The 25,033-nt window shown below is 65.3% G+C and carries 28 protein-coding genes and 1 pseudogene; 18 read left to right on the top strand and 11 right to left on the bottom strand.

Annotated features, from left to right (window positions below; translation table 11 throughout):
• Positions 1-3: 3 nt before the first annotated feature.
• From QFZ94_RS05255 to QFZ94_RS05245, 3 genes are all read left to right on the top strand, one after another.
• The gene (locus tag QFZ94_RS05255; protein ID WP_429455804.1) at positions 4-1,638 is read left to right on the top strand and encodes an efflux transporter outer membrane subunit; all 1,635 of its coding nucleotides are present in this window, start codon (positions 4-6) and stop codon (positions 1,636-1,638) included.
• A gap of 186 nt (positions 1,639-1,824) precedes the next feature.
• Positions 1,825-3,024, top strand: coding sequence for an acyl-CoA dehydrogenase family protein (locus tag QFZ94_RS05250; RefSeq protein WP_429455803.1), 1,200 nt, complete (start codon positions 1,825-1,827; stop codon positions 3,022-3,024).
• Positions 3,025-3,082: 58 nt separating this feature from the next.
• On the top strand, positions 3,083-4,411 hold the full coding sequence (locus QFZ94_RS05245; protein WP_410849472.1) for an Nramp family divalent metal transporter: 1,329 nt from the start codon (positions 3,083-3,085) through the stop codon (positions 4,409-4,411).
• Between the two features lie 147 nt (positions 4,412-4,558).
• On the opposite strand, the gene flhC is transcribed toward QFZ94_RS05245, so the two are convergent.
• The 6 genes from flhC to QFZ94_RS05215 form a co-directional block, all read right to left on the bottom strand.
• Positions 4,559-5,128 carry a flagellar transcriptional regulator FlhC gene (flhC, locus tag QFZ94_RS05240; protein ID WP_429455802.1) on the bottom strand — a complete coding sequence of 190 codons (570 nt, stop codon included), beginning with the start codon at positions 5,126-5,128 and terminating at the stop codon, positions 4,559-4,561.
• 14 nt (positions 5,129-5,142) lie between these two features.
• Positions 5,143-5,463 carry a flagellar transcriptional regulator FlhD gene (gene flhD, locus QFZ94_RS05235; RefSeq protein WP_018434215.1) on the bottom strand — a complete coding sequence of 107 codons (321 nt, stop codon included), beginning with the start codon at positions 5,461-5,463 and terminating at the stop codon, positions 5,143-5,145.
• Between the two features lie 724 nt (positions 5,464-6,187).
• A complete protein-coding gene (locus QFZ94_RS05230; RefSeq protein WP_368582335.1) occupies positions 6,188-6,724 on the bottom strand; it encodes a GNAT family N-acetyltransferase in 537 nt (178 codons plus the stop codon).
• Between the two features lie 45 nt (positions 6,725-6,769).
• A complete protein-coding gene (locus QFZ94_RS05225) occupies positions 6,770-7,618 on the bottom strand; it encodes a helix-turn-helix domain-containing protein (RefSeq protein WP_429455801.1) in 849 nt (282 codons plus the stop codon).
• Positions 7,619-7,790: 172 nt separating this feature from the next.
• Positions 7,791-8,093, bottom strand: a complete 303-nt coding sequence (locus QFZ94_RS05220) for an addiction module antidote protein (protein WP_368582337.1) — start codon at positions 8,091-8,093, stop codon at positions 7,791-7,793.
• Entirely contained in the window at positions 8,090-8,479 is a 390-nt protein-coding gene (locus QFZ94_RS05215; protein WP_429455800.1) for a type II toxin-antitoxin system RelE/ParE family toxin, read from the bottom strand. The genes QFZ94_RS05220 and QFZ94_RS05215 overlap by 4 nt, the downstream gene beginning before the upstream one ends.
• Before the next feature lie 274 nt (positions 8,480-8,753).
• Here QFZ94_RS05215 and QFZ94_RS05210 point away from each other — a divergent pair, with 274 nt between their 5' ends.
• From QFZ94_RS05210 to QFZ94_RS05185, 6 genes are all read left to right on the top strand, one after another.
• Entirely contained in the window at positions 8,754-9,122 is a 369-nt protein-coding gene (locus QFZ94_RS05210; RefSeq protein WP_176379337.1) for a nuclear transport factor 2 family protein, read from the top strand.
• A 22-nt stretch (positions 9,123-9,144) separates the two neighbouring features.
• Positions 9,145-9,423: a hypothetical protein gene (locus tag QFZ94_RS05205; protein ID WP_368582340.1), complete on the top strand. Its 279-nt coding sequence runs from the start codon at positions 9,145-9,147 to the stop codon at positions 9,421-9,423.
• A 64-nt stretch (positions 9,424-9,487) separates the two neighbouring features.
• Positions 9,488-9,952 carry an RbsD/FucU family protein gene (locus tag QFZ94_RS05200; RefSeq protein ID WP_368582341.1) on the top strand — a complete coding sequence of 155 codons (465 nt, stop codon included), beginning with the start codon at positions 9,488-9,490 and terminating at the stop codon, positions 9,950-9,952.
• A 36-nt stretch (positions 9,953-9,988) separates the two neighbouring features.
• On the top strand, positions 9,989-10,396 hold the full coding sequence (locus QFZ94_RS05195) for a VOC family protein (RefSeq protein WP_429455799.1): 408 nt from the start codon (positions 9,989-9,991) through the stop codon (positions 10,394-10,396).
• A gap of 102 nt (positions 10,397-10,498) precedes the next feature.
• Positions 10,499-10,933, top strand: a complete 435-nt coding sequence (locus QFZ94_RS05190) for a DoxX family protein (protein WP_176379340.1) — start codon at positions 10,499-10,501, stop codon at positions 10,931-10,933.
• A gap of 61 nt (positions 10,934-10,994) precedes the next feature.
• Positions 10,995-11,267, top strand: coding sequence for a hypothetical protein (locus tag QFZ94_RS05185; protein ID WP_368582483.1), 273 nt, complete (start codon positions 10,995-10,997; stop codon positions 11,265-11,267).
• A gap of 22 nt (positions 11,268-11,289) precedes the next feature.
• Here QFZ94_RS05185 and QFZ94_RS05180 read toward each other — a convergent pair whose 3' ends face one another.
• Positions 11,290-12,750: an MFS transporter gene (locus QFZ94_RS05180; protein WP_429455798.1), complete on the bottom strand. Its 1,461-nt coding sequence runs from the start codon at positions 12,748-12,750 to the stop codon at positions 11,290-11,292.
• A 157-nt stretch (positions 12,751-12,907) separates the two neighbouring features.
• Positions 12,908-14,209 (bottom strand): MFS transporter, encoded by a 1,302-nt coding sequence (locus QFZ94_RS05175; RefSeq protein ID WP_429455797.1) that lies wholly within the window; start codon positions 14,207-14,209, stop codon positions 12,908-12,910.
• 291 nt (positions 14,210-14,500) lie between these two features.
• Here QFZ94_RS05175 and QFZ94_RS05170 point away from each other — a divergent pair, with 291 nt between their 5' ends.
• The 7 genes and pseudogenes from QFZ94_RS05170 (at position 14,501) to QFZ94_RS05140 (ending at position 20,379) form a co-directional block, all read left to right on the top strand.
• Complete coding sequence (locus QFZ94_RS05170; RefSeq protein ID WP_410849465.1) at positions 14,501-15,208, top strand: response regulator transcription factor; 708 nt, start codon at positions 14,501-14,503, stop codon at positions 15,206-15,208.
• 225 nt (positions 15,209-15,433) lie between these two features.
• A complete protein-coding gene (locus tag QFZ94_RS05165; RefSeq protein WP_429457710.1) occupies positions 15,434-16,402 on the top strand; it encodes a 4-hydroxyproline epimerase in 969 nt (322 codons plus the stop codon).
• A complete protein-coding gene (locus QFZ94_RS05160) occupies positions 16,399-17,550 on the top strand; it encodes an NAD(P)/FAD-dependent oxidoreductase (RefSeq protein WP_429455796.1) in 1,152 nt (383 codons plus the stop codon). Before QFZ94_RS05165 ends, QFZ94_RS05160 begins: the two co-directional genes overlap by 4 nt.
• On the top strand, positions 17,543-17,818 hold the full coding sequence (locus tag QFZ94_RS05155) for a (2Fe-2S)-binding protein (RefSeq protein ID WP_429455795.1): 276 nt from the start codon (positions 17,543-17,545) through the stop codon (positions 17,816-17,818). The genes QFZ94_RS05160 and QFZ94_RS05155 overlap by 8 nt, the downstream gene beginning before the upstream one ends.
• Complete coding sequence (locus tag QFZ94_RS05150) at positions 17,815-19,107, top strand: NAD(P)/FAD-dependent oxidoreductase (RefSeq protein ID WP_429455794.1); 1,293 nt, start codon at positions 17,815-17,817, stop codon at positions 19,105-19,107. Before QFZ94_RS05155 ends, QFZ94_RS05150 begins: the two co-directional genes overlap by 4 nt.
• A gap of 157 nt (positions 19,108-19,264) precedes the next feature.
• Positions 19,265-20,032 (top strand): annotated as a pseudogene (locus QFZ94_RS05145) (helix-turn-helix domain-containing protein).
• A gap of 17 nt (positions 20,033-20,049) precedes the next feature.
• Positions 20,050-20,379, top strand: a complete 330-nt coding sequence (locus QFZ94_RS05140) for a hypothetical protein (protein WP_429455793.1) — start codon at positions 20,050-20,052, stop codon at positions 20,377-20,379.
• Positions 20,380-20,452: 73 nt separating this feature from the next.
• Here QFZ94_RS05140 and QFZ94_RS05135 read toward each other — a convergent pair whose 3' ends face one another.
• The 3 genes from QFZ94_RS05135 to QFZ94_RS05125 form a co-directional block, all read right to left on the bottom strand.
• Positions 20,453-20,707 (bottom strand): hypothetical protein, encoded by a 255-nt coding sequence (locus tag QFZ94_RS05135; protein WP_429455792.1) that lies wholly within the window; start codon positions 20,705-20,707, stop codon positions 20,453-20,455.
• A gap of 153 nt (positions 20,708-20,860) precedes the next feature.
• A complete protein-coding gene (locus QFZ94_RS05130) occupies positions 20,861-21,193 on the bottom strand; it encodes a hypothetical protein (protein WP_176106532.1) in 333 nt (110 codons plus the stop codon).
• 198 nt (positions 21,194-21,391) lie between these two features.
• Positions 21,392-23,281, bottom strand: coding sequence for a bifunctional sugar phosphate isomerase/epimerase/4-hydroxyphenylpyruvate dioxygenase family protein (locus QFZ94_RS05125; RefSeq protein WP_429455791.1), 1,890 nt, complete (start codon positions 23,279-23,281; stop codon positions 21,392-21,394).
• A gap of 317 nt (positions 23,282-23,598) precedes the next feature.
• On the opposite strand from QFZ94_RS05125, the gene aroQ reads away from it, so the two are divergent.
• Both aroQ and QFZ94_RS05115 read left to right on the top strand, forming a co-directional pair.
• The gene (gene aroQ, locus QFZ94_RS05120) at positions 23,599-24,054 is read left to right on the top strand and encodes a type II 3-dehydroquinate dehydratase (protein ID WP_018434232.1); all 456 of its coding nucleotides are present in this window, start codon (positions 23,599-23,601) and stop codon (positions 24,052-24,054) included.
• Entirely contained in the window at positions 24,051-24,989 is a 939-nt protein-coding gene (locus QFZ94_RS05115; RefSeq protein WP_368582353.1) for a shikimate dehydrogenase, read from the top strand. Before aroQ ends, QFZ94_RS05115 begins: the two co-directional genes overlap by 4 nt.
• Positions 24,990-25,033: the final 44 nt, after the last annotated feature.

Genomic DNA, 25,033 nt, shown 5'->3' with positions numbered 1-25,033 from the left:
ACAATGAAACGCTTTGAATCTCGCTTTGCATCCTTGCGCGGATGGGGCCGCGCGGCCGCGAGCGGTTTGCTGATTGCGCTGCTGGCCGCTTGCTCGGTCGAGCCGACGTACAAGCGTCCCGACGTCGATACGCCGGCGGCGTTCAAGGAAGCGCCCGCGGTGAAGACGTCGGCTGCGGCGGCGTCGGGCGCGGCGCCTGGTTCGGCCGGGGCGGCACAAAACAACGGCACGTGGAAGCCGGCCGAACCCGCCGACAATGCGCTGCGCGGCGAATGGTGGAAGGTGTTCGGCGACCCGCAACTCGACGCGCTCGAAGAACAAGCTGCCGCGGCGAACCAGGACCTGAAGGCCGCGGCCGCGCGCGTGCAGCAGGCACGCGCGGTCACGCAGGCCGCGAAGTCCGACTGGTTCCCGAAGCTCGACGCGGGCTTCGGCCCGACGCGCGAACGCGCGTCGGCGGCATCGCAATTCCAGCCGGACAGTGCGGGCGGCACGACCGGCACGATCTGGCGCGCGCAGGTCGGCGCATCGTATGAAGCGGATCTGTTCGGGCGCGTCAGCTCGAACGTGAACGCGGCGCGTTCGGACGAGCAGCAGAGCGAAGCGCTGTTCCGTTCGGTGCAGCTGTCGTTGCAGGCCGACGTCGCGCAGAACTACTTCCAGTTGCGCGAGCTCGACACGGACCAGGAGCTGTACCGCCGCACCGTCGCGTTGCGCGAGGAGACGCTGAAGCTCGTCCAGCGGCGCTTCAAGGAAGGCGATATCAGCGAGCTGGATCTGTCGCGTTCGCGTAACGAGCTCGCCAGCGCGCGTGCCGATGCGGTCGGCGTCGCGCGGCAGCGGGCGGCCTCCGAGCATAGCCTCGCGATTCTGCTCGGCAAGCCGCCCGCGGATTTCACGTTCGCGGAACAACCGCTCGCGCTGGTGACGGTGCGCGTGCCGGCCGGTTTGCCGTCGGCGCTGCTCGAACGCAGGCCTGACATCGCAGCGGCCGAACGCGCGATGCAGGCAGCGAATGCCCGCGTCGGGCTCGCGAAGTCGGCGTTCTTCCCGAAGCTCGACATCACCGGTGCGTTCGGCTTTGAATCCGCGACGCTCGGCGATCTGTTCATGTGGTCTAGCCGCGCGTTCATCCTCGGTCCGGCCGTAGGTACCGCGCTGACGATGCCGATCTTCGACGGCGGCCGTCGCAAGGCCAATCTCGCTCAGGCGCGTTCGAAGTACGACGAGGACGTCGCTCAATATCGCCAGCAGGTGCTCGTGGCGTTCCGTGAAGTCGAAGACAATCTCGCCGATCTGCGTTTGCTCGACGATCAGATGCGCGAGCAGAACGACGCGGTCGAGGCATCGCAGCGCGCCGCGCATCTGTCGCGCACGCAGTACACGGAGGGCGCTGTCAGCTATCTCGACGTGATCGATGGTGAGCGGCAGGTGCTGCAGTCGCAATTGCAGGCGAGCCATCTGGCGGGCACGCAGGCTGTTGCAACCGTGAATCTGATTCGCGCGCTCGGTGGCGGTTGGGGCGATGTGACGGCGGGGAGTACGGCGGTGGGGGCGGTGCCGGTGCCGGTCGGTGCCTCCGGTTCCGCGGCTGAAGCTGCAGCCGTTTCGGCGCCACAGCAAGTGGCGAAGCGCTGAATTACTAACCTGTAGCAAGCGCTTCATCAAGCTCATCAATCACGCCGGGCCGCGCGCAAGCGCCGCCCGGCGTTTTTCATGCAAATCGTTTTTCGCGCTTTCCTTGTGCAAATCGCTTCGTAGACCACGTGCGCGCGGCTCCCTATCATCGTCCGATCCAGCCAACGACGAACCTAGGGCAAGCCAGTGACTTTCGTGCATGACGGCATCGAGCAGTTTCGCGAGCAGCAGCATCAGGATTGCGCGCGCGACCTCACCACACTGCTCGCCGCGTTGCGCGCGAGCGCCGCGCAGCGCGATCGCGAAGGCGGTCACGCCGCGCAGCAGAAGCAGTGGATCGCCGACGCGGGCCTGCTGACGCTCGCCGTGCCGCGCGAATTCGGCGGCGCGGGCGCGCGCTGGTCCGCGATCTACGACGTGGTGCGTGAGCTTGCGCGCGTCGATAGCGCGCTCGCGCATCTGGTCGGCTTCACCTGTCTGCAGGTGGTCAGCATCGACCTGTGGGGCAATTCACGGCAGCGCGAGAAATATCTGCGCGGCACCGTCGAGCATCGCTGGTGGTGGGGCAATGCGGTGAATCCACTGGATGCGCGTCTCGTTGCTACATCGACGCACGATGGCGGCTACCTGCTCGACGGCGAGAAAGGCTTCTGTTCCGGTACGCGCGGCTCGCAGATGATGACCGTGTCCGCGCACGATCCATCGACCGGCAAACCCGTATTCGCGGCGGTGCCGACCACGCGCGAAGGCATCACCGTTCACGATGACTGGGACCCGATCGGCCAGCGGCAGACCGACAGCGGCAGCGTGTCGTTCGCGCGGGTCAGGGTCGAGCCGCAAGAGGTGCTCGAACGACCCGACACGCCGCACGCGAGCCTGCGCACGCTGATCTCGCAACAGGTGCTGACCAATCTGTTCGTCGGGATCGCGCAGGGCGCGCTCGAAGAAGCGCGAGCGTACGTGCACGAACATGGCCGGCCGTGGATCGCGTCCGGCGTCGCCAAAGCGACCGACGACCCCTACCTGATCCAGCGCTTCGGCGAAATGCATATCCAGACGGTCAGCGCCGCGGCGCTGGCCGAGCGCGCCGCAAACGCGCTCGACGAAGCGTGGCAGCAACGCGCAACGCTCGATGCCGAGAGCCGTGCGCGGGTCGCGCTCGCAACATCGGAAGCGAAGATCGTCGCGCATCGGGCGGCGCTCGACATCGGCGAAAAGCTTTTCGACGCCTGCGGCGCACGCGCGACTCATGCGCCGCTCGCGCTCGATCGTTTCTGGCGCAACGCGCGCGTGCACACGCTGCACGATCCGCTCGACTACCGCGTGCGCGACGTCGGCCGCTACGCGCTGAGCGGGACATTGCCGGAGGTTTCTCTGTACACTTGAGGCCGTTTGCGACGCCCGCCCGAGGCGTCGCGTCGATTCCTCTCGAGAGATTTCCGGCTTGCTGTTCAAACTACCTACAACCGCCACAGCGCCGTTCTGTCCGTCCGAGGTCCAGGGCTCGGTCGCCGTCTCCGCGGGCGCGCCGTTCTGGAAGAAGATTCTGCAATTCGCGGGGCCCGGCCTGCTGATATCGATCGGCTATATGGACCCGGGCAACTGGGCCACCGCGATCGAAGCCGGTTCGCGCTTCGGCTACAGTCTGCTATTCGTCGTGCTGCTGTCGAGCCTCGCGGCGATGGCGCTGCAATGCCTGAGCATGCGGCTCGGTATCGCGACCGGGCGCGACCTCGCGCAACTGTCGAGCACGCGCTATTCGCCGGGCGTCGCGCGTGCGCAGTGGCTGCTCGCGGAGCTGTCGATCATCGCCTGCGATCTCGCCGAAGTGCTCGGCGGCGCGCTTGCGTTTCATCTGCTGTTCAACTGCTCGCTGACCACCGGCGTGTTGCTCACCGCGTTCGACACGCTGATCGTGCTCGGCCTGAAGGGCAAGAATTTTCGCGATCTCGAAGCGATCATGCTCGGCCTGATCGCGACGATCGGCGTCGGCTACATCATCGAGCTTGCGCTCGTCAGGCCGCATTGGCCGTCGGTCGCGCAAGGGCTGATTCCGTCGTGGCAGGCGTTGAATTCGCGCGAGCCGATGTATCTCGCGATCGGCATTCTCGGCGCGACGGTGATGCCGCACAACCTGTATCTGCACTCGTCCATCGTACAGACGCGCGCGGTGAAGCGCGATTCGGCCAGCATCCGCTCGGCGATCGGCATGTCGCGTATCGACACGATCGCATCGCTCGTGCTCGCGGCGCTGATCAACATGGCGATCCTGATTCTCGCGGCCGCCGCGTTTCATGCGACGGGCCACAACCAGGTCACGCAGATCGAGGACGCCTACCGGCTGCTAGCGCCAATCGTCGGCACCGGCTTCGCCGCGTTCCTGTTCGCGATCACGCTGCTCGCGTCGGGACAAAGCTCGACGTTCACCGGCACCGTGGCGGGGCAGGTCATCATGGAAGGCTTCCTGAAGATGAAGATTCCGTGCTGGCAGCGGCGCTTCATCACGCGAGCGCTCGCGCTGATTCCGGCGCTGATCGGCGTGCGAATGCTCGGCAATGGCGCGGTCGGTCAACTGCTCGTCGCGAGTCAGGTCGTGCTGAGCCTGCAACTGCCGTTCGCACTTTATCCGCTGATCCGCATGACGAGCGACCGTTCGCTGATGGGCGAATTCGCCAACACGCTGCCGACGCGCCTGCTCGTGTGGACGCTATTTGTTGTGATCAGTGCCGCGAATCTGTGGCTCGTCGTCCAGACGGTGGGGCTGGCCGGTTGAGCTGACCGGCGGCGAAGATTCATTTGAACGCCGGTTGGCCCGGCGCGAAGGCGAAAAAAAATCCGCGCAGTTCAATCATTGCGCGGATCCACGTGAGCTTCGGTTTGAAACGGGTTGGCCGCGTCTCGCGACGGGCGCCTCGAGCGGTCAGGCGGCCTGCGCGGCCTGTGCCGCACCGAGCGCTTCCCGGCGCGCGGCGGCTGCCTTCTTCGTCTTGCCGGCACGCGACGGCGGCTGGCACGCGCCGCACACGACGTTGTGCTGCAGGTCGTGCTTATGCGCGACGAACTTGCCGGTACAGCGGCAGCACTTGGTCAGCTGCAGGATGTCCGCGTCGAAGAAACGCACGAGCGTCCACGCGCGCGTCAGATCGAGCACCGGCTCGGTTTCGCTGTGCTGACAGTGCTCGAGATACAACCGATATCCCTTGGTCAGCGCATCCAGATGCGAGCAGCGCGCTTCGTTCTTCAGGAACAGGTACGTGTTGTAGAACAGCGACGCGTGAATGTTCGCGAGCCACGTCATATACCAGTCCGCCGAAAACGGCAGCATGCCCTTGGGCGGCGATACGCCCTTGACCTCACGATACAGGCGGATCCTACGGTCGCGCGACAGCGTGAGCTCGCTCTCTAGCACCTGCATGCGGGCGCCGAGCTCGATCAGTGCGATCGCGCGAAATACTTCCTGTGCATCTTCGGTCAGGCTTCGCTTGAGCATTGCAGTCATCTCGATCAGGCAAATTGCTCGGCGGGCTGGCCCGCAAGCAGAATCGCCGTGTGGGTCGGTGCAACTGCGGCGTGCTTCGTCGTTTGCGTCAACGCCGACAGCATCGCGTGGTCGTTGAAGCGGAAGAAGCACAAAAGCTGGTCGGAAGAGGCCAGCTTGACGATTTGCGCGAGCGACAGCCCGGCAAGCAAATCAGCCAGTTCCGACGACAGTCCCAGCCGGAACATTCCGACCGGTTTGTCCTCGCGCAACATACGTTGCGCGAGCATGATGTAAGACAAATTGATCTCGCGGATTGAATCCAGCGTCTCGCTGCTACGGTCCATTTTCTCTGTTTCCGAAGCCCCGAATTTCTATGTCGGCTTTGCGCCGTTATGTCTTTTCTGCCTCGCCGGAAACGCTGCCTCCGGCTACATGTTGCTACCTGCTACAGGCAGCGAACATTTGATACAAGACGTTACATTTCGTAACAGCTCGGGACGAATTGTATGAAGGGTAAAACCAGAAATCAATCCCTTCACAAAAAAATATCTCAAAAAGCCACACCATTTTTCGGTAAGTTTTTCACGTCGTTGTAATGAATGATGCCAACTGGGTTTTTAGCCTTCCGAGAGTCGCCTCTAATCCATGAAAACCCTTGCTGCGCGGGAATCTAGCGCGCTTGTCCCGGCCGCGCATTCGGGCCGCGAGGCCATCGGTAAATTCGTTTTGAATTGGAAAGGAAATGGAAAGCGATGGAAAAGACGGTAATAAATACTCGTCTTTCATGGCGTGTGAGGGACGGATGAGGGGTGTAACGGGTTGATGCGCCCCCAGTTACAACTATGCAAACTGGGGCGGGATTTGTAACGGCTCGATTGCTGATGGGCAGGCGGACCGGCGGATGCATTCGGCCCCGAGATCGAAAAGCGGTCGCAAACGTGTGCAGATTACGTTGCCGACGAAGACGGCGACGAGCCAGAGCCGTGCAGGATGCCTGACAGATGTTGCTGCATTGAGCGCTGATATTTACAACCTTGCCGAGGCACCGGAATCGGCCGCAGGTGAGCGCTATGCGAGGAATCTCGCCATCAGATCCTCGTCGTGGAATACGCCGTTGACGTCCAACGCGCCGACTTCGCACCCATATTTGCGAAAGCCGAGCGATTCATACAGTTTGCGCGCCGCGTCGTTGCGGCTACCCACGGTCAGTTGCACCTGCCGCAAACCGTCGACGCGCGCCGCGCGCGTCAACAACTCGCTGAGCAGCGCACGCCCGACCCCACGACCAGCCGCTTCCTGTGCGACATACATGCCGACCACGTTCGCCTTGTGACGTTCCTTGTGAGCCTGGTTGCGCCGCAGACCGACGACGCCGATCAACGGAGCATCCGCCGATGCATACGCGCCAAGCAGGAACGAGCCTTCCGCCTCCGAGCCCAGCAACGTCGCGTCATGCTGCGCGGGGCCTTTCGCGAGCGCTTCATCGTAGCTTTGTCCGAACGAAGCGGGATGCGCCTTCAGCCCGCGCAGACGAAGCTGGAAATAGGCGTCCCGGTCGGCGGGTCCGAGTTGGCGGATGAGCAGGGTGTCGGCGTTGACGGACATATCACTTGGTTCGTGCTGGGTCGGGCGGACGGGGTGCGCGAGAGACTAGCCGCGCTGGTGTTCGGCAAACTCGCGCAGCGCCGCCGCGGTTTGCTGATCCGCTGGAAAGAACGCCTCGATAGCGAGTTCCGACAGCGTAACGTCCACCGGCGTGCCGAACACCGTGGTAGTGCTGAAAAACGACAGCACGCCAAGCGGTGTGCGCAGCCGCAATGGCACGGCGATCTGGTTGAGGACGGCATCGTCCGGCATCGAGGCGTCGGCACCCGGCGGCGCGGGATAGCCGGCCAGTTCGTCGCGCAGCGCGCTCAGCGTGTCGTCGCCGCTGACGTCGATCTGCCGTTGCAGCCGGGCCAGCACATGCTCGCGCCATGCATGCCAGTTGATGATCGACGCCGCGATGCCTTGCGGATGCAGGCTCAGGCGCAGCGCGTTGACCGGCGGCTTGAGCAGTTCGGGGCTCGCGCCGCTCAACAACGGCGCAAGCGCATTGTTGGTCGCGACGATGGTCCAATGCCGGTCGATCGCGAGGGCCGGGTAGGGCTCGTGTCCCTTGAGGACCAGTTCGACGGCTTCGCGCGCGGCGGAGAGCTGCGGGTCGGAGAGCGGACGTTCGCGGAACAGCGGCGCGTAACCGGCCGCGACGAGCAGGGCATTGCGCGCGCGCAATGGCACGTCGAGACGCTCGGCGAGATGCATGACCATTTCCCGGCTCGGTAGTGCGCGCCCCGATTCGACAAAGCTCAGATGGCGCGTCGAAATGTCGGCCTCCGTGGCGAGCAGCAGCTGACTCATGCGCCGCCGTTGCCGCCATTCGCGGAGAAGTTCGCCGACCGCCCGAGTGCCTCTCGACGGGGATGACGAAGCCGTTTGTGCGATAGAGAGTGTGTTCATGCCACCGATGATAGTCAAAGCGTGCAGGCAATCGATTACCTGAGAGGTAATGCCCCGCCAATTTCAACCAACGCGACGTGCGGCCGATACCGTCGCTTCACACCAACGATTGCGCCGGCCCCGGCCGCCACGCGTGAATTCGCGCGACGCACTGGCCAGCGCCGCGCCCGGCTCAGGCGGCGGCCATGCGCAGCGGCACGGCGGTGAATTTGACGCCGATCGCACCCGCCAGCTTGAGGACCGTGTCCATGCGTGGCTTGGAGCCGGGCGCGAGTGTCTTGTACAGGCTTTCGCGGCCCAGGCCCGCTGCCGCGGCGATCTTCGTGATGCCGCGTGCCTTGGCGATGTCCGCAATGGCGGCGAGCAGCAGGTCGGAGTCGCCCTGGTCGAGCGCGGCGTTCAGATAGGCCGCGACCATCTCGTCGTTGTCGAGGTACTTCGATGCGTCGAAGCGCGCCGTTTTGATTTTGCTCATGACCGTTCCTTTCTGATGGTTGCCCACATTGTTCCGGCATGCCTGATATCGGCCTGCTGCGTGGACTTGATACCCCCGCACAGCAGCAGATACATCATGCGCCCCTCGCGCGCGTAGTAGACCCGGTAACCCGGGCCGCAATCGATGCGCATCTCGAACACGCCGTTTTCCAGCAACTTCGCGTCGCCGAAAAGTCCGCGTTCCGCGCGCCGGATTCGCACGAGAATTTGCGCCTTGGCCTTGAGGTCGGTGAGGCCGTGAAGCCAACGATCGAACTCCTCGGTGCAGTTGATCGTGTACGCGCGCGGTGTTTCGAACTGCGGATGATTGTATCCTTGAGGATACGGTCGTGCAAGCGAAAAAAGTGTCTCGATAAAGCGGTCCAAGCCGTCCTCCCGTTCATTGCATTGCCCGCCTCGCGAAGTCATCGGCAGGCTTCGTGAGGTTAGCGATGCAAAGGTTTCTTGACGACTCGGCCGGATGGCCTATTTGGCGTGAAGGACAGTGAAAGACGCTGCGTGACAGCGACGCTGCATCCGCTTGATTACCTCCCACGTAATCGACGCAGTGCACGCGAACCGTCAATCTTCACTCCGAGCCCGCCGCATGCGATGCGTATGACGCGCGAAGCGCTCAGTCCTGCCAATTGAGGAGTTTGAGATGAATGCACATACCGATCTGATCGACCGTTATTTCGACACCTGGAACGAGACCGATGGCGCGCGTCGTCGCGAGTTGATCGCGGCCACGTGGAGCGCCGACGCCGACTATCGCGACCCGCTGCTGGCGGGGGCGGGCCACGATGGCATCGACGCGATGATCCGCGCGGTGCACGAGCGCTTTCCGCATCACACGTTTCGCCGTACGACCGACGTCGACGGGTTCGCGAATCGTCTGCGCTTCTCGTGGGCGCTGACGACGCCCGCTGGCGAGGCGATCGTGAAGGGCTCGGACTTCGGCGTGGTGGACGCGCATGGACGCTTGCAAGCGGTCACCGGTTTCCTCGACGAAACCCCTGGCGCCGCCTGAGGCGCTTTTCACGGAGACGATCATGCACGACCCCGCCGCTGCCAGGCCCGCCCAAGTCCATCTCGCGTTGCTGCGCGTCGCGGCCGCGTTCGATGCGTTATCGAGCGCGATCGCCGGTTTTGCGCTGCTCGGCGGCGCGCGGGCGTTCATGTTCATCGCACTGTTCGGCTGGCGCGAGCCGGTGCTCGGCGGCGCGGGGCTCGTGCTGCTCGCTCTGGTCGGATGGCTGCGCTGGCAATGCGGTGCGAGCGCAGCGCCGCAAGACCCGCGACGCGCTTGCTACAATCGATCGTCGTGCTGATGACGCGTGACACGCACGACCTCACCGCCGCGGCATGTTCCCAACCGAACGACCAGGAGACCCCGTGCTGAAAAATCTGGACCCGCTACTGAACGCCGATATCCTCCACGCACTGCGCTCGATGGGCCACGGCGACGAGCTCGTGATCTGCGACGCCAACTTCCCGGCCGACGCGGTCGCGCGCGATACCGTGCTCGGCAGGCCGCTGCGGCTCGACGGCGTCAGTTCGCCGCGCGCGATCCGCGCGGTGCTGTCGGTGCTGCCGCTCGACACCTTCATCGAGCATCCCGCGTCGCGCATGGAAGTGGTGGGCGAGCCGCAGACGATTCCCGCCGTGCAGCGCGAAGCGCAAGCCGAGGTCAATGAGGGAGAGGGGCGCGAGGTGCCCTTCGTGTCGATCGAGCGATTCGCGTTTTACGAGCGTGCGCGCCGCGCATACTGCGTGATCGCGACCGGCGAAGAGCGCGGCTACGGTTGCTTCGTGTTCACGAAGGGCGTGTTGCTCGCGCCGGACGCACCGCGCGCATAGTCGCGGCCACCTTCCCCGCTTCATCGGGACAAAACCATGAGCTTCCAGCTAGACGGTCTCGATCATCTCGTTCTGAACGTCGCTGACGTCGAAGCGAGCGCGGCCTGGTACGCGCGGATGCTCGGCATGCAACGCACCGAGTTCATGTCGCGCAGCGGCATGCGCGTGGCGATGACCTACGGCAATCAGAAGATCAATCTGCGTCCCGCGTCGGCCGATACCGTCGTCTGGTTCACGTCGCGCGAGGTGGTGCCGGGCACGGCCGACCTGTGCTTCGTGACCACCGCGAGCCCGGACGAAGTCAAGGCGCACTGGCTCGCGCAAGGCGTCGCGATCGAGGCGGGGCCGGTGGAGCGCGACGGCGCGCGCGGCAAGATGACCTCGGTGTATTGCCGCGATCCGGACGGCAACCTGATCGAGGTCGCCACCTATCCACCAGCCTGAGCGGGCTTGGAAATCGTCGCCATTGCACATATGCTCAGGGGCGAGGCGGGGAACTGAGCCCGTCTATTCGGGTCTGCTGCTTATTCATTACAGGAGTCCCCCATGTCGCGTCCCGTCGATTTCGGCATTATTTTCATCGCCCGTCTTGCGCTTTCCGTGCTGTTCCTGTGGAGCGGGGTGATGAAGCTGCTGGGCTATGCGGGCTTCGTCGGCTACCTGCATTCGAAGGGCGTGCCGTTCGTGCAGATCGCCGCGCCGATCGCAACCGCGGTCGAGGTGCTCGGTGGCCTGCTGCTCGTGATCGGCTTCAAGGTGCGACCGCTCGCGCTGATCATGGCGGTGTATACGGTCGCGACCGCGGTGCTCGGCCACGACTTCTGGAATATCACCGACCCTGCGCTGCAGCACGACATGGTGATTCATTTCTGGAAGAACATCGGAATCGCGGGCGGTTTCCTGCTGCTGTTCGTCACCGGCGCGGGGCGTCTGAGCGTCGACAACGCGCGCGCGCCGCGCAGCGGACTCGGCGGCCTGTAGGGCGCGGCCCGGATCCTGCTACCAGCAGGGTTCCAATCCGCGCCATTCAAGGGAGCAGATGATGATTCAGAACTTCGAGCAAATGATCGGCGGCAAGCTCACGCAACTGTGCGCGAGTCTCGGCGAAGGGGCGACGCCGCATCGCGTAATCATCAGCCTCGCCGATTCTGCGAAGACGCTGGTGGTTCTGGATGCGTCCGGATTCATCGGCACGCTGAAGGCGGAGATCGAGGACCCGGAGAAACTGGTCGCCGATGCGATCGCCAAGGCGCGCGACGAAGGCCTGATCGAGCGCGCAATCGATACCGGCACGATTCAGGAGGCGTCGCTGTAGGCGCCTGCGTTACCCACACCGCTTACTTACTCGCGGCTCTCGCCCCGCGCGCAGACGACGCCGTCGCGTGCGGCTCCGGATGCACGAAGCACGCAAGCACGAGACCCAGCACCAGCAATCCCACCGAAATAGCCGTCGCCGCCTGCATCCCCGGCACGATCTGGGTCGCGGCCGCGCCGCCCGCGAGCGCCCCGAACGCCGCCACGCCCACCGCGCCGCCGGCCTGGCGCGCCGTGTTCAATACCGCCGACGCCGTGCCCGCGCGCCGCGCTTCGGTCGAGGCGAGCACCGCCGTCGTCATCGCCGGCACCGCGAGCCCCATGCCTGACGGAATCAGCAAAAACGGCAGCAGCAGGCCGATCAGCGGCGTGTCGGCATCGACGAGATGCAGCAGGCCGTAGCCGAGACCGGCCGTGATCGCGCCGAGGATCATCGGCACGCGCACCCCGAGGCGGCCGATCACCCAGCCGCTCGCGACGTTCGAGACCAGGAAGCCGCCCGTCAGCGGCAGGAACGCGAGGCCCGCCTGCAGCGGCGTGTAGCCACGCACGCGCTGCAGGTAAAGGCTCAGCACGAATACCATGCCGTAATACGTCAGGTTCACGCAGATACCGAACAGCACCGCGGCGCTGAACGTGCGCGTGCCGAACAGCGACAGCGGCAGCATCGGGCTCGCGACGCGCGCTTCGACGAACACGAACGCGACCGCCGCCAGCAGCGCCAGCACGAAGCCGCCGGCGACCAGCGGATGCGCGAGCCCGAGCGGCCGCCATTCGATCACCGCGCCGACGAACGCGGTCAGCGCGACGATCGCGAGACCCTGGCCGCCGAGATCGATGCCGCGCGGCGTCGCGCCGGTGTTGCCGCGAGCGGCGGCGGGCGCGCGGCGCTGCGCGGTTTGCGGACGCGGAATCCACAGCAGCGTCGCGAGCAGGCCGGCCGCGCAGATCGGCAGATTGACGAGGAAGATGCTGCGCCAGCCGAACGCGGCGATCAGCAGACCGCCGGCCACCGGCCCCGCCGCGATCGAAATCGCGCCGGACGCGGTCCACAGGCCGACCGCGCGTGCGCGCAGCTTCGGGTCGTGGCCGAACGATTGATTGAGCAGCGCGAGCGAATTCGGCAGCATCGCGGCCGCGCCGATGCCTTGCACCGCGCGCGCGGCGACCAGCATCGGCGCGTCGAGCGCGAGTCCGCAGGCCAGCGACGCCAGCGCGAACAGCACGATTCCGCACGCGTACATGCGCCGCGCGCCGAAGCGGTCGCCGAGCGCGCCGGCCGACAGCATCAGCACGGCGAACGCGAGCGTGTACGCATCGACGACCCATTGCAGTCCCGCGACGTTCGCGTGCAGATCCGCGCCGATTCGCGGCAGCGCGATATTGACGATGGTCACGTCGAGTTGAGTGACCACGAAGCCGACGCTGACGGTCGCGAGAACGCGGCCGAGGGTGGGCGAAAAGGAGGATTTGGATGAGTTCATGACTGCATCGTATGCCCGATGCAGCGTGCCACGTTTCGGCGCGGCGTGAAGTATGGATGTCGCCCGTACGAGTGACGGCGCGTCGAAAACCGCGCCGTCGCGGGGCGCTTCGTCGACACGCTGGATGCGGATCGACGAAGCGAGATGCGGCGTCGGCTTAACGCCCCTGCGGCGCGTCCTTGATGAACAGCGTGGTCAGTGCGCCCAGCACGCAGATGGCCGCGACGTACAGCGGCGCGGCCAGCGGGTTCGACTTCATCATCAGCGAAACGGCGATCGGCGTCAGACCGCCGAACACCGCGTACGCGACATTGTACGAGAACGAGATGCCCGAGAAGCGCACGACCGGCGGGAATCCGCGGACCATCACGAGCGGAATCGCGCCGATCACGCCGACGAACAGCCCGGCGAGTGCGTACAGCGGCACGAGCAGGGACGTGTCGACGGTCAACTGGCGAAACATCACGTAGTACGTAATCGCAAGCGCTACGCCGCCGACGAAAATCGTGCGACCCGCGCCAAACCGTCCGGCGATCGAACCCGCCATCACGCAGCCGATCGTCAGGCACAGCGTCGCGACACAGTTCGCGAGCAGCGCGGTAGCCGGCTCGATGTGGAATTGCTTTTGCAGCAGCGTCGGCGTCATCAGGATCACGACGACGATCGCCGCCGACAGCATCCACGTGAGCAGCATCGACACGATCACCGCGCGGCCGTGATCGCGCAGTACGGCCTTCAGCGGCACTTCCGCGGCGATCGCCTTGCGCTGCTTCAGCTCGGCGAACACCGGCGTCTCGTGCAGCCAGCGGCGCAGGTAGACCGAGAACATGCCGAACACGCCGCCGATGAGGAACGGAATACGCCACGCAAACTCGGAAATATCGGCCGGCGTGAAATGGCGATTGACCGCCGACGCGATCAGCGAGCCGAGCAGAATGCCGGCGGTGAGGCCGGCCGTCAGCGTGCCGCACGCGTAGCCGACGTGCCGCCCGGGCACATGCTCGGACACGAACACCCATGCGCCCGGCACTTCGCCGCCGACCGCCGCGCCCTGCATCACGCGGAACAGCAGCAGCAGCACCGGCGCGAGCACGCCGATGCTCGCGTAGGTGGGCATCAGGCCCATCAGCAGCGTCGGCACCGACATCAGCAGCACGCTCAGCGTGAACATGCGCTTGCGGCCGAACAGGTCGCCGAAGTGCGCCATGATGATGCCGCCGAGCGGCCGCGCCAGATAACCGGCCGCGAAAATGCCGAAAGTCTGTACCTGGCGCAGCCAGTCCGGCATCGCCGCCGGGAAGAACAGCTGGCCGATCGCGGGCGCGAAGAAAACGAAGATGATGAAGTCGTAGAACTCGAGCGCTCCGCCGAGCGCGGCGAGACCGAGTGTCTTGTAATCGCTGTGCCCAAGCGGGCGTGGGGTGACAGCCTGTGCTCCACCCAGATTTGTTGCTTGCATTGCCATGTCTTTTGTTGAATTGGGAGCCACGCGGGTCACGCGTGGACATACGGCGGTCGTCGGGCGAGAAGTGTGGCAGGCGCTGGGTAGAGCACGGGACACGGGCGCGCCGTCCGGATAGGGCGGGCGCGCTGACGACGGAGGCCGGCGCGAATTTTACAGGATGAAAGCGGAAGTGCCGCGGAAGCGCCCAGTTGGGCGAAGAAAGCGCCGAAATTCGGAATGCTCCGAAGGGAGGGACCGGGGTGCGCCCCGGAGAATGGCCCGCGAGTCCTTTTCGAGAGTCATTCCATGCGCGTTGCTGTCCTTCAGCGTGACCCGGTCATGCGTCAGTCCATTAAATCAATGCTGGTGAGAGCCGGCCATTTCTGCGCCGCGTATGACGACGGCCGCGCGATGTCGAAATCGCTCGTGCACTCCACCATGGATCTGCTGGTGCTCGACTGGCAGGATACGCGGCCCGCCGGAGCGGACCTGTTGCGCTCGATGCGCGTCGTGGCGGGCGAGCATGTGCCGATCATGTTCGTGTCGAACGACAGGTCGGAGGAAAGCATGGTGCGCGCGCTCACTGGCGGCGCCGACGAATACCTCGCGTTGCCGTTGCGGGACGCCGAGTTTCGCGCGCGAGTCGCGGCGCTGCTGCGGCGCGCTTACCCGGTGAGCTTCAGCGCCGCGACGTGCTTCGAGATCGGCCCTTATCGCTTTGACACGCATCGCCGGGCGGTCGCGCTGCATGGCGAGCCGGTACCGTTGTCGCCCACGCAGTACCGGATCGCGGTGCTGCTCTTTTCCAATATCGATCGCGTGATGTCGCGCGACCATATCTTCGCGACGGTGTGGGGCCGCGAGTTGCGCGAATACACGCGGACCATCGACAGTCACGTGTCGCGGCTGCGTCTGTTGCTCGCGATCGAGCCGCGTAACGGTTTCCGGCTGCAGCCTGTATACAGGAGCGGCTACCGGTTGCTGCGGGTCGGTGACCACGTGCTCAGCGAATGAAGATTTGCAGTCGGCCGGGTATATGCTGAAATCCGCGTTATAGGCTGTCGGGCTGGCCAGCGGCGTTCGGTGCCGGGTTCGGAGTGATGTTTGTCGACGCCGATACCGAATAGCGGGACGTTCCGCACGCCGCGCGCGCGGCGGATCACACATCGTCCCGGTATGCCGAAATCGTCTCAATCCGCGCGCACGCGCACCAAGACCCACCTGCCCGCGATTCCTACCATGGGCGACATGAAAACCCTCAACATCATCGACTCGCACACCGGCGGTGAGCCTACCCGCCTCGTGGTGTCGGGTGGCCCGGATCTGGGCGGCGGCACGCTCGCGCAACGGCTCGACGTTTTCCGCACCCGCTTCGACGACTGGCGCGCCGGCATCGTCACCGAACCACGGGGTTCGGACGTGGTGGTCGGCGCGCTGCTCTGCGAGCCCGACGATCCTAGCTGCGCGGCCGGCGTGATCTTCTTCAACAACGTCGGCTATCTCGGCATGTGCGGTCACGGCACGATCGGGCTCGTCGTGTCGCTCGCGCACATGGGGCGGATCGGGCCGGGACGGCACCGGATCGAAACGCCGGTCGGCGTGGTGGAGGCGACGCTGAACGAAGACGGCGGCGTCGCGGTGCGCAACGTGCCCGCGTATCGCCACCGCAAGGCCGTGCAGGTCGACGTGCCTGGCTATGGCGTGCTGACCGGCGACATCGGCTGGGGCGGCAACTGGTTTTTCCTCGTGGCCGAGCATGGGCACGAGCTCGAAGCCGCGAACATCGCGAGCCTGACGGCTTTCAGCTCGGCGATTCGCGACGCGCTGATCGCACAGAACATCACCGGCGCGAACGGCGCGCTGATCGACCATATCGAGCTGTTCGGACCGGGCTCGCGCGAGGGCCTCGACAGCCGCAGCTTCGTGCTGTGTCCGGGCAATGCGTACGACCGCTCGCCGTGTGGCACCGGCACCAGCGCGAAGGTTGCGTGCCTCGCGGCCGACGGCAAGCTCGCCGAAGGCGCGGTGTGGCGCCAGGAGAGCATCATCGGCAGCGTGTTCGAGGCGAGCTATCGCGCCGCGGGCGATGGCGTTCACGACGGCGTCCGCGTGATTCCGACCATCACCGGTCACGCGCACATCATGGCCGAGGGGCGTCTGTGTTTCGATGAGCGCGATCCGTTTGCGTGGGGTATCCGGACCGCATGAGCCGGGACGCGCTGATCATCGGAGCGGGTATCGTCGGTGCCGCGTGCGCGGCGGAACTGGCCGCGCTCGGCCTGCGTGTCGACGTGCTCGACGCGCAGCGCATCGGCGGCGGCGCGACGGCGGCCGGCATGGGCCATATCGTCGTGATGAACGACTCGCCCGCGGAATTCGCACTGAGCCGTTATTCGCGCGAGCTGTGGCTCGAACTCGCGCCGCAGCTTCGCGCGCGCGACGCGTTCGCGCGCTGCGGCACACTGTGGGTCGCAGCCGACGACGAAGAATGGCAAGCCGCGCGCACAATGCATGCGGCGTTTGAGAGCCAAGGCGTTGCCGCGCAACTGATCGACGCAGCCGGGTTGCGCGCCTGCGAACCGGCGCTCGCGCCATCGATGGCCGGCGGCTTGCGCATCGAGCACGACAGCATCGTGTATGCGCCGACCGCCGCCGAATGGCTGCTCGCCCGATCGCCGCACGCGGCGAACATCGGCGTGCGGCTCGGTGCGCAGGTCACGTCGATCGATGCGGGTGGTGTGACGCTGGCGAGCGGCGAGCGCATCAGCGCGGCGCAGGTGATCGTCGCGAACGGCATCGGCGCGGCGCAATTGCTGCCGTCGCTGCCGATGCAGCCGAAGAAAGGCCATCTGCTGATCACCGACCGCTACCCGGGGCTCATCCGTCATCAACTGCTGGAGCTCGGCTACGTCAAGAGCGCACATCACGCGACCGGCACGTCGGTCGCGTTCAACGCGCAGCCGCGTCCGACCGGGCAATTGCTGATCGGCTCGTCGCGCCAGTTCGAAACGACCGATCCCGCCGTCGAGATGCCCGTGCTCGCGCAGATGCTACAACGTGCAGCGCAATATCTGCCGGCGTTGCCGACGCTCAGCGGCGTCCGAGCGTGGACGGGCTTTCGTGCCGCGTCTCCGGACGGCCTGCCGCTAATCGGACCGGCCGGCGAGTTTGCACCCGAATTTGGCGCTGGTTCCACGTCCCGCGTATGGCTTGCGGTCGGTCACGAAGGACTGGGCGTAACGACCTCACTTGCGACCGCGAAACTCCTCGCGGCGCAGATCGCGGGCCACGCCGCGCCGATTCCGTTCGAACCTTATCTGCCGGTCCGTTTTGCTGAACAGGTGTCCCATGACTGACACTGACGCGGCTAGCATCCGTTTGACGGTCGATGGTTGCTGCATCGAAGTGAAACCCGGTACGACCGTGGCCGCGGCGCTCGCTATGGCGGGTATCCGCGGCTCGCGTCTTTCGGTCACAGGCGAGCCGCGCGACGCGTTGTGCGGGATGGGCGTGTGTCAGGAGTGCCGCGTGACGATCGACGGACTCGCGTACGTGCTCGCGTGCCAGACGCTGTGCCGCGACGGCCAGCGCGTGCAGACACGAAACGGGACCGTAGACGCATGACGCAGCACTTCGACATCGTGGTGATCGGCGGTGGTCCGGCCGGGCTGAATGCCGCGCGAGCGGCGGCGCAGGCAGGCGCGACGGTCGCGCAGATCGATGACAACCCGCGCGCCGGCGGCCAGATCTGGCGCCAGGGGCCCACCTATCCGCCGCAAGCGCCGCTGCATGCGTTACTCGCAGCGTTGCAATCGCAGCAAAACTTCACTTACTGGCCATCGACGCGCGTGGTCGCGCCGCTCGGCGCGCAAGCTTTGCTGCTCGAATCCGCCGAACACGGCGGCGTGTCGATCACCTACGACAGACTGATTCTCGCGACCGGCGCGCGCGAGCGTCTTCTGCCGTTTCCCGGCTGGACCTTGCCCGGCGTAACCGGCGCGGGCGCATTGCAGGCGCTGATCAAAGGCGGCATGCCGGTGCGCGGCGAACGCATCGTGATCGCCGGCAGCGGCCCGCTGCTGATGGCCGCGCTGGCCACCGCGCGAGAGGCCGGCGCGCATGTGATCGCGGTGGTCGAACAGGCATCGGCGGCCGAGGTCGCGCGTTTCGGCGTGTCGCTGCTGCGCGAGCCTGCGAAGCTGCGTCAGGCGATCAGCCTCACGCGCGGTTTCGCGGGACTGCGCTACTGGACCGGCAGCATCGTGCGCGAAGCCCGCGGTGCCGAGCGCGTGCAGCAGGTGACGATCCGGCGCGGCGAGCGCGACGAGACGCTCGACTGCGACCGCCTCGCGTGCGGCTACGGACTGCTGCCCAACGTCACGCTTGCCCAGGCGCTCGGCTGCGCGATTAACGACGCGGGTGAAATCGTCGTCGACGCTGGGCAGCGCACCTCGCTCGAGCGCGTTTATGCGGCGGGCGAGTGCACAGGCGTCGGCGGCGCGGAACTCGCTTGCGCGGAAGGCGAGATCGCCGGGCTCGTGGCGAGCGGCGCGGCGGCGGCCCAGCGCGCCGCGCTGACGGCGCTCGTTCTGCAGCGCGCGCGCTGGCGGGGCTTTGGCGCGCGCGTCGCGGCGTCGTTCGCATTGGGCGAGGCGGCTCGCACGCCGCCCGCCGACGCGACGCTGCTGTGCCGTTGCGAGGACGTGAGCGTCGGCGAGGTGCGCCGCTGCGCCGACTGGCGTGACGCGAAGCTGCAGACGCGCTGCGGCATGGGCCCTTGCCAGGGGCGCATCTGCGGCGCGGCCGCGAGCCTGTACTTCGGCTGGCCGGCCGCTGCGGCACGTCCGCCATTTAGCCCGGCGCAAATTGGCACGCTGATGAGCGCCGCTGAGCCGCCGACAGCGGCGCCATGACGGCTCCGCGCTTACCCTCGGCGGATATTGGCGCGCGGCGCGCGGCTCTATAATCGATCGCTATCAACTGCACGAGCAGGCTGCCCGGCCGCACCGCGCAGCGATCCGCGAACGCAACCCAACGCAATCAACCAGGCCGCACCAACGGAACCGCACGATGAACACGCTGGCTCATCCGCTCGAACCGGACGATACGACGCTGTCCGGCATGCTGTCGCATTTCAGGTTGCTCGAGCCGGTATTCGATGCAATGCCGGACGTCGTGTTCTTCGTGAAGGACGCGGACGCGCGTTACGCGCTCGTGAACCGCACGCTGGCCTCGCGTTGCGGCTTCAAGGAAAAGGCGGCGCTGCTCGGCAAGACCGCGGAAGACGTGTTTCCGCGCCGCTTCGGGCGCATCTATACCGCGCAGGACAAGGCGATCATCGGCGTCGGCAACCAGATGCTCGATCAGCTCGAATTGCATCTGTATCCGGGCCGTCAACCGGGCTGGTGCCTGACCTGCAAACAGCCGTTGCGCGATGCGAGCGGCAAGGTGGTCGGCCTCGCCGGCATCTCCCGCGATCTGAAAGCCGACGAAAGCAGCCACCCGGCCTACAGCCGGCTCGCCGCCGTCGTGCAGTCGATCTAGGAGAATTACGTGCAGCCGCTGAACCTGAAGCAGCTTGCGGCGATGGCGGACATGTCGGTCGCGCAGTTGGAGCGCTACTTTCACAAGGTGTTTCATCTGACGCCGCGCCAGGTGCTGCTGAAAACGCGGCTCGATGCGGCGACCGCGCTGCTGGTTTCGCATGACAAGGTCACCGACGTCGCCGCGCGTTGCGGCTACACCGATCACAGCGCGTTCACGCGGCAATTCAAGGCGACCGTCGGCGTCACACCGACCGAATACCGGATGTTGCTGCACGGCACGCTGCGCGGCTGAGCGGCATCGGGCGTGTGATGGCGGCTCGCGGGCATCACTATTACGTGTACGTCGTCGCGCTCGACGACCAGGTGTGGAATGAGGCGCGCTTTCGTCGCGCGAATCCCGATTACCGTTTCGACAAGCCGTGCGTGTACGTCGGCATGACCGGGCTCGACCCGGACTTGCGCTTCGATCGGCACAAGGCAGGCATTCAAGCCAACCGATATGTGCGCGACTATGGTTTGCGTCTGATGCCCGAACTGTACGAAGTGTTCAACCCGATGCCTTACCGCGGCGCGCAGGATATGGAAGTGGAGCTGGCGATCGGGTTGCGCGAGGCGGGGTATGGGGTGTGGCAGGCTTGAGAGGCTTGAATGAAAAAAGGCCGCGGCAACGTCGACCGTTGCCGCGGCCTCAAATCTTTACGATGGTCGTCCTTTACTTCACCCCAAGCCCCCGCAACACCGCATTACCCTCGGACGTGAGGCGGATATGCGAGCTGCCCGCGTCGTTCGAAACGGTCTCGACGAGACCTGCTTCGTAAAGCTGCGGAATTTCGGGTTTTGCGGATGCATCGATCGGTGCGTGCAACAACAGCAGCAGCGTCGCGAGTTCGTGATGGCTCAACAGACGGCGCAGGATAGTGGGCCGCTTGGCCGGCGTTTCGTTGGTATTCGGTTCGGGCTGGTTCATGGAGCGCACCTCGTGCGGGGACATGTCCGGGGATGTTGCGGACGAAGTCTTAAACGATTCTTAAGACTCCATTGTCCTGTAACACCGTGACATGAACGTTGCAATGGATCAAATTCCGGCGCCCGCAACTTCGGTTTTTTGCGCCATAAAGCCTTATGGCGCGCAGGTTTTGGCTGCCGATTCGATCCACAGGTTGCTTACATGACGCTTGCCCGCATAGAAACGGTAAGTTGTCGCGCCATTGTCACTGCGTACCTTGATGATGTTCGAGTCGCCAAAGTCGAGCATCTGGCCTTGCGGGATCCCGGTCGACTTGAACGCGGCGTTGTGGTGATTGGCCAACTGCGTCAGACAGGCGACGACGTCGTCGACCGAACGCTGCGTCGTCGTGTCCGTGACGGGTTCGCCGGAATCGGGGTCTTTCTGGAAATACGCGCAAGCGTTGAGAAGCAGCGAAAGGGACAGGACTGCAGCGAACTTCTTCATATCTCTCCTGGCGTTGATTCGGCGATTCGGCCGAGGGTCCACGCGTCGCGCGGGCTGGACCGCAAAACAGCCGCCATTATATCGAGACGGCGAATCTGCCCGTTGGGGGCGCAAATCGCGTGCCTGAGAAGACGAAATCCGTATCGACGCGGCAACTTTTCAATGACGAAGCCGCCGCCTCGGGTGTCTGCCTGCCCGCTACTTGCGGCGCTGTGCCTGAGCCGCGAGCCGCACCGCCGCATTGGCCGCGCCATAGCCGTCATAACCACCGCGCCGCTCGACGATTTCGAGGAAGAAGCGCTGGTCGAGTTGCTCCGTATAAGCGTGGAAAAACTCGCCGCCGCGTTCGTCGCGGTCGTACAGGATATTGTTCGCGCGCATCGCTTCGAGCAGCGTGTCGGACAGCGCGTAGCGGGCCGCGAGGTCGTCGTAGTAATTGCGCGGAATGCGCAGGATCGGCACGCCGTCGGCGACGAACTCGGGGATCGCGCTGAAGATGTCGCCGGTACTGAAAGCGACGTGGTTCAGTCCGGAACCGTGATACATGTGCAGCGCCTCGGCTACCGCGGTATGGCGATCCACCGATGCATTCAGTGCGATCCGCACCGAGCCGTCGGCGCTGCGCAGCGCGCGGCTGCGCACGAGGCCGTACGGATCGGGCACGAGCACGCCCGGCTCGGCCTGGAAGCCGAACGCGGTGCGCAGAAACAGCACCCACGTATCGAGCGCACTCGCCGGCACCGACAGGCACACGTGGTCGATGCGCTCGAGCGGTCCCACCTCGGTCGGCCCGTTGATGTCAGTCAGCACGAAATCGGCCTCGAACAGCGTGGGCTGATCCGGCGTTTCGTCGACGAAATAGTTCAGGCTCCCATCCGGTGCCTGCACGGCCGGCAGCACGCGCTCATTCGGCCCGATTTGGCCGGAGAACGGCGTGTAGCCGAAGCCGGCGGCGCGCTCGAATGCCTGGCTCGCGTCGTCGACACGAAACGCCGATGCGCACAGCGACAAGCCATGCTGCTGGAAAAACGCGTTCGCGAACGAATCGGGCTCGGCGTTCAGCACGATGGATGCCGCGCCGTGCTGATACAGCGTCACGTCCTTCGAACGATGCTGGCCGGCCTGGCGAAAGCGCAGCTTGCCGAGCCAGTCGGCGAGCTGCGCGCGGGTGGTGTGATCGACCGCGAATTCGAGGAACTGATAGCCGACGTGCGCGGGTGCGGCGGGCGAGCGGTACAGGTCGCCCGATGTCTTCTGCGGCTGCTGCCCTTCGAGCAGCGCGCGAGTTTGCTCTTCGAGGAACAACAGCGAGCGATGGCCATCGGCGGCCGTGATCGTGGTGGGGGCGGCGCGAAAGCCGTCGTTGAAGATTTCCAGCGAGAGCGGGCCCTTATAGCCGGCCTTGACGACCTGCGCGGTGAAGTTCGCGAGATCGAAGTCGCCCTGGCCGGGGAAGCAGCGGTAGTGGCGGCTCCATTCGAGCACGTCCATCGCGAGCTTCGGCGCGTCTGCGATCTGCACGAACGCGATGCGCTCGCCCGGAATCTCGGCGATCGCGTCGAGCGTGTCGTTCAGCGACAGCGTATGAAAGCTGTCGAGTACGAGCCCGAGGCTCGGATGGTTCACGGCGTCGACGAGTTTCCACGCGTGGCGGTACGTCTTCACGTGCTTGCCCCAGGCGAGCGCCTCGTAACCGGCGATTACGCCGGCCGCTTCGGCCGCGCGCGCCAGCGCGCCCAACTGGTCGATCATCAGTGAGTCGTCGCAGATCGTCTCGGGCGACACGTTGCTGCACACGAGGATCCGGTCCGTGCCCAGCTCGTGCATCACGTCGAACTTGCGCTTCGCGCGATCGAGGTTGCGCTCGAGCCGCTCGGGACTGACGCCGTCGAAATCGCGAAACGGCTGGAACAGCATGATCTTCAGGCCGAGGTCGTCGGCGATGCGGCGCACGTCGGCCGGCGAGCCGTCGAAATACAGCAGGTCGTTCTCAAAGATTTCGACACCTTCGAAGCCTGCCGCGCGGATCGCGCTCAGCTTCTCGACGAGGGTGCCGCTTATCGACACGGTGGCTATCGAACGTTGCATGAACGGCTCCTGCAAAGACGGACAAACGAAAGGGAAACAAGCAGACAAACCGCTGCGGCGCGCCTTTGGGCGCGGCCTGCCGGGCTTGCTGCAATGCGCAAATGAGCTATTTCGTTACGCACTGCAGCAAGACGCAGACCAGAATACCCCACATTAGCCGGGAGTTTCGCCAGTCTATACAAACTAACTAGATGGTACAAATTCGTAGAAACCCCGAATGACGGCGACGGCCGATGAGCGCACACTTCGTCATGCGTCGAAGAACCGTCGCGAGAGCAGCGGTTCGAGTCGCGCTTCATTTTGTGGGAGTCGTTGTCATGAGCTTTGCCTCCGTACTGGTCCTGAACGGACCGAACCTCAATCTGCTGGGCACGCGCGAGCCGGCCATCTACGGCTCGGAAACGCTCGACGACGTCGCGAAGCTGTGCCGCGACGCGGGCGAGCGCCTCGACCTCGCGATCGACTTCTGCCAGTCGAACGCCGAGCATCAACTGATCGACTGGCTGCACGCGGCGCGCACCAAGGTCGACGGCATCGTGATCAATCCGGCCGCGTACACACATACGTCGGTTGCAATCGCCGACGCGCTGACGGCGATCGAAAAGCCCGTCATCGAGGTGCATATCTCGAACGTGCATAGGCGCGAAGCGTTCCGGCATCACTCGTACGTGTCGGCGGTGGCGGACGCGATCATCGTTGGCTGCGGCACGCAGGGTTATGTGCTCGCGCTGGAACGGATGGCGACGATTCTTAAGAATAGGGCGGCGAAATGAACACTCAAGCGAACACACAGGAAAATCCCCGGACCGACGCGCAGATCACCGCGTTGGCCAATGCGCAGGCGAGTTTGCGGGCCACGCCCCAGTCCTTTCTGGTCGGACTGATCGGCTCGGGCATCAGCGGTTCGCTCACGCCCGCAATGCACGAGGAAGAGGGCAGCAAACTCGGTCTGCATTACGTGTATCGACGCATCGATCTCGATGCGCAGAAGCTCGATTCCGCCGCGCTGCCGGAGCTGCTGACCGCGGCCGAACGGATGGGTTACAACGGCCTGAACATTACCTATCCCTGCAAGCAGGCGGTAATTCCGCTGCTCGATGAACTGTCCGATGACGCCCGCGCGCTCGGCGCGGTCAACACCGTGCTGTTCAAGGACGGCAAGCGTATCGGTCACAACACCGACTGGTCCGGCTTCGCGCGCGCGTTCCAGCGCGGCCTGCCGGACGTGTCGCTGGAGCGCGTCGTGCAGCTGGGCGCCGGCGGAGCCGGCGCGGCGGTCGCGCACGCGGCGCTGAACATGGGCGCGCAGTCGCTGACGCTGTTCGACGTCGATGCCGCCCGCGCGCAATCGCTCGCCGACGAATTGCAGGCGCGTTTCCCGAAAGCCAAGGTCAGCGCGGGCACCTCGCTCGAAGAATCGCTCGCCGCCGCGCAAGGACTGATTCACGCGACGCCGACCGGCATGGCCAAAATGCCCGGCCTGCCGCTGCCGGCCGAGTTGCTGCACCGCGACCTGTGGGTTGCCGACATCGTCTATTTCCCGATTCGCACAGCGCTGCTGCAGGCGGCCGAGGCGCTCGGCTGCCGCACGCTGAGCGGCGGCGGCATGGCGGTCTACCAGGCGGTCGACGCGATGCGCATTTTTACGGGCCTCGAGCCGGACGCCGAGCGCGTCTACACCCATTTTCAATCGCTGTTGCAACGCTAACCGGCCGCGTAGAGACCGGCATCCAAGCTGATCGAGGAGACCAG

The organism is Paraburkholderia sp. JPY465 (assembly GCF_050436725.1).
GTDB classification, from domain to species: Bacteria; Pseudomonadota; Gammaproteobacteria; order Burkholderiales; family Burkholderiaceae; genus Paraburkholderia; species Paraburkholderia youngii.
The sequence above is the reverse complement of the archived record's forward strand: the minus strand, read 5'-3'. Positions and strand labels throughout refer to the sequence as shown.

Bases quoted from the DNA above. Each gene is read 5' to 3' on its own strand.
- QFZ94_RS05185 (WP_368582483.1), top strand. From the start codon at position 10,995: ATGATTCAGAACTTCGAGCAAATGATCGGCGGCAAGCTCACGCAACTG.
- QFZ94_RS05115 (WP_368582353.1), top strand. From the start codon at position 24,051: ATGAACACTCAAGCGAACACACAGGAAAATCCCCGGACCGACGCGCAG.
- QFZ94_RS05165 (WP_429457710.1), top strand. From the start codon at position 15,434: ATGGGCGACATGAAAACCCTCAACATCATCGACTCGCACACCGGCGGT.
- aroQ (WP_018434232.1), top strand. From the start codon at position 23,599: ATGAGCTTTGCCTCCGTACTGGTCCTGAACGGACCGAACCTCAATCTG.
- QFZ94_RS05190 (WP_176379340.1), top strand. From the start codon at position 10,499: ATGTCGCGTCCCGTCGATTTCGGCATTATTTTCATCGCCCGTCTTGCG.
- QFZ94_RS05135 (WP_429455792.1), bottom strand. From the start codon at position 20,707: ATGAACCAGCCCGAACCGAATACCAACGAAACGCCGGCCAAGCGGCCC.
- QFZ94_RS05205 (WP_368582340.1), top strand. From the start codon at position 9,145: ATGCACGACCCCGCCGCTGCCAGGCCCGCCCAAGTCCATCTCGCGTTG.
- QFZ94_RS05125 (WP_429455791.1), bottom strand. From the start codon at position 23,281: ATGCAACGTTCGATAGCCACCGTGTCGATAAGCGGCACCCTCGTCGAG.
- QFZ94_RS05255 (WP_429455804.1), top strand. From the start codon at position 4: ATGAAACGCTTTGAATCTCGCTTTGCATCCTTGCGCGGATGGGGCCGC.
- QFZ94_RS05230 (WP_368582335.1), bottom strand. From the start codon at position 6,724: ATGTCCGTCAACGCCGACACCCTGCTCATCCGCCAACTCGGACCCGCC.
- QFZ94_RS05170 (WP_410849465.1), top strand. From the start codon at position 14,501: ATGCGCGTTGCTGTCCTTCAGCGTGACCCGGTCATGCGTCAGTCCATT.
- QFZ94_RS05220 (WP_368582337.1), bottom strand. From the start codon at position 8,093: ATGAGCAAAATCAAAACGGCGCGCTTCGACGCATCGAAGTACCTCGAC.
- QFZ94_RS05140 (WP_429455793.1), top strand. From the start codon at position 20,050: ATGGCGGCTCGCGGGCATCACTATTACGTGTACGTCGTCGCGCTCGAC.
- QFZ94_RS05195 (WP_429455799.1), top strand. From the start codon at position 9,989: ATGAGCTTCCAGCTAGACGGTCTCGATCATCTCGTTCTGAACGTCGCT.
- QFZ94_RS05155 (WP_429455795.1), top strand. From the start codon at position 17,543: ATGACTGACACTGACGCGGCTAGCATCCGTTTGACGGTCGATGGTTGC.
- QFZ94_RS05225 (WP_429455801.1), bottom strand. From the start codon at position 7,618: ATGAACACACTCTCTATCGCACAAACGGCTTCGTCATCCCCGTCGAGA.
- QFZ94_RS05150 (WP_429455794.1), top strand. From the start codon at position 17,815: ATGACGCAGCACTTCGACATCGTGGTGATCGGCGGTGGTCCGGCCGGG.
- QFZ94_RS05175 (WP_429455797.1), bottom strand. From the start codon at position 14,209: ATGCAAGCAACAAATCTGGGTGGAGCACAGGCTGTCACCCCACGCCCG.
- QFZ94_RS05160 (WP_429455796.1), top strand. From the start codon at position 16,399: ATGAGCCGGGACGCGCTGATCATCGGAGCGGGTATCGTCGGTGCCGCG.
- QFZ94_RS05180 (WP_429455798.1), bottom strand. From the start codon at position 12,750: ATGAACTCATCCAAATCCTCCTTTTCGCCCACCCTCGGCCGCGTTCTC.
- QFZ94_RS05130 (WP_176106532.1), bottom strand. From the start codon at position 21,193: ATGAAGAAGTTCGCTGCAGTCCTGTCCCTTTCGCTGCTTCTCAACGCT.
- QFZ94_RS05210 (WP_176379337.1), top strand. From the start codon at position 8,754: ATGAATGCACATACCGATCTGATCGACCGTTATTTCGACACCTGGAAC.
- flhD (WP_018434215.1), bottom strand. From the start codon at position 5,463: ATGGACCGTAGCAGCGAGACGCTGGATTCAATCCGCGAGATCAATTTG.
- flhC (WP_429455802.1), bottom strand. From the start codon at position 5,128: ATGCTCAAGCGAAGCCTGACCGAAGATGCACAGGAAGTATTTCGCGCG.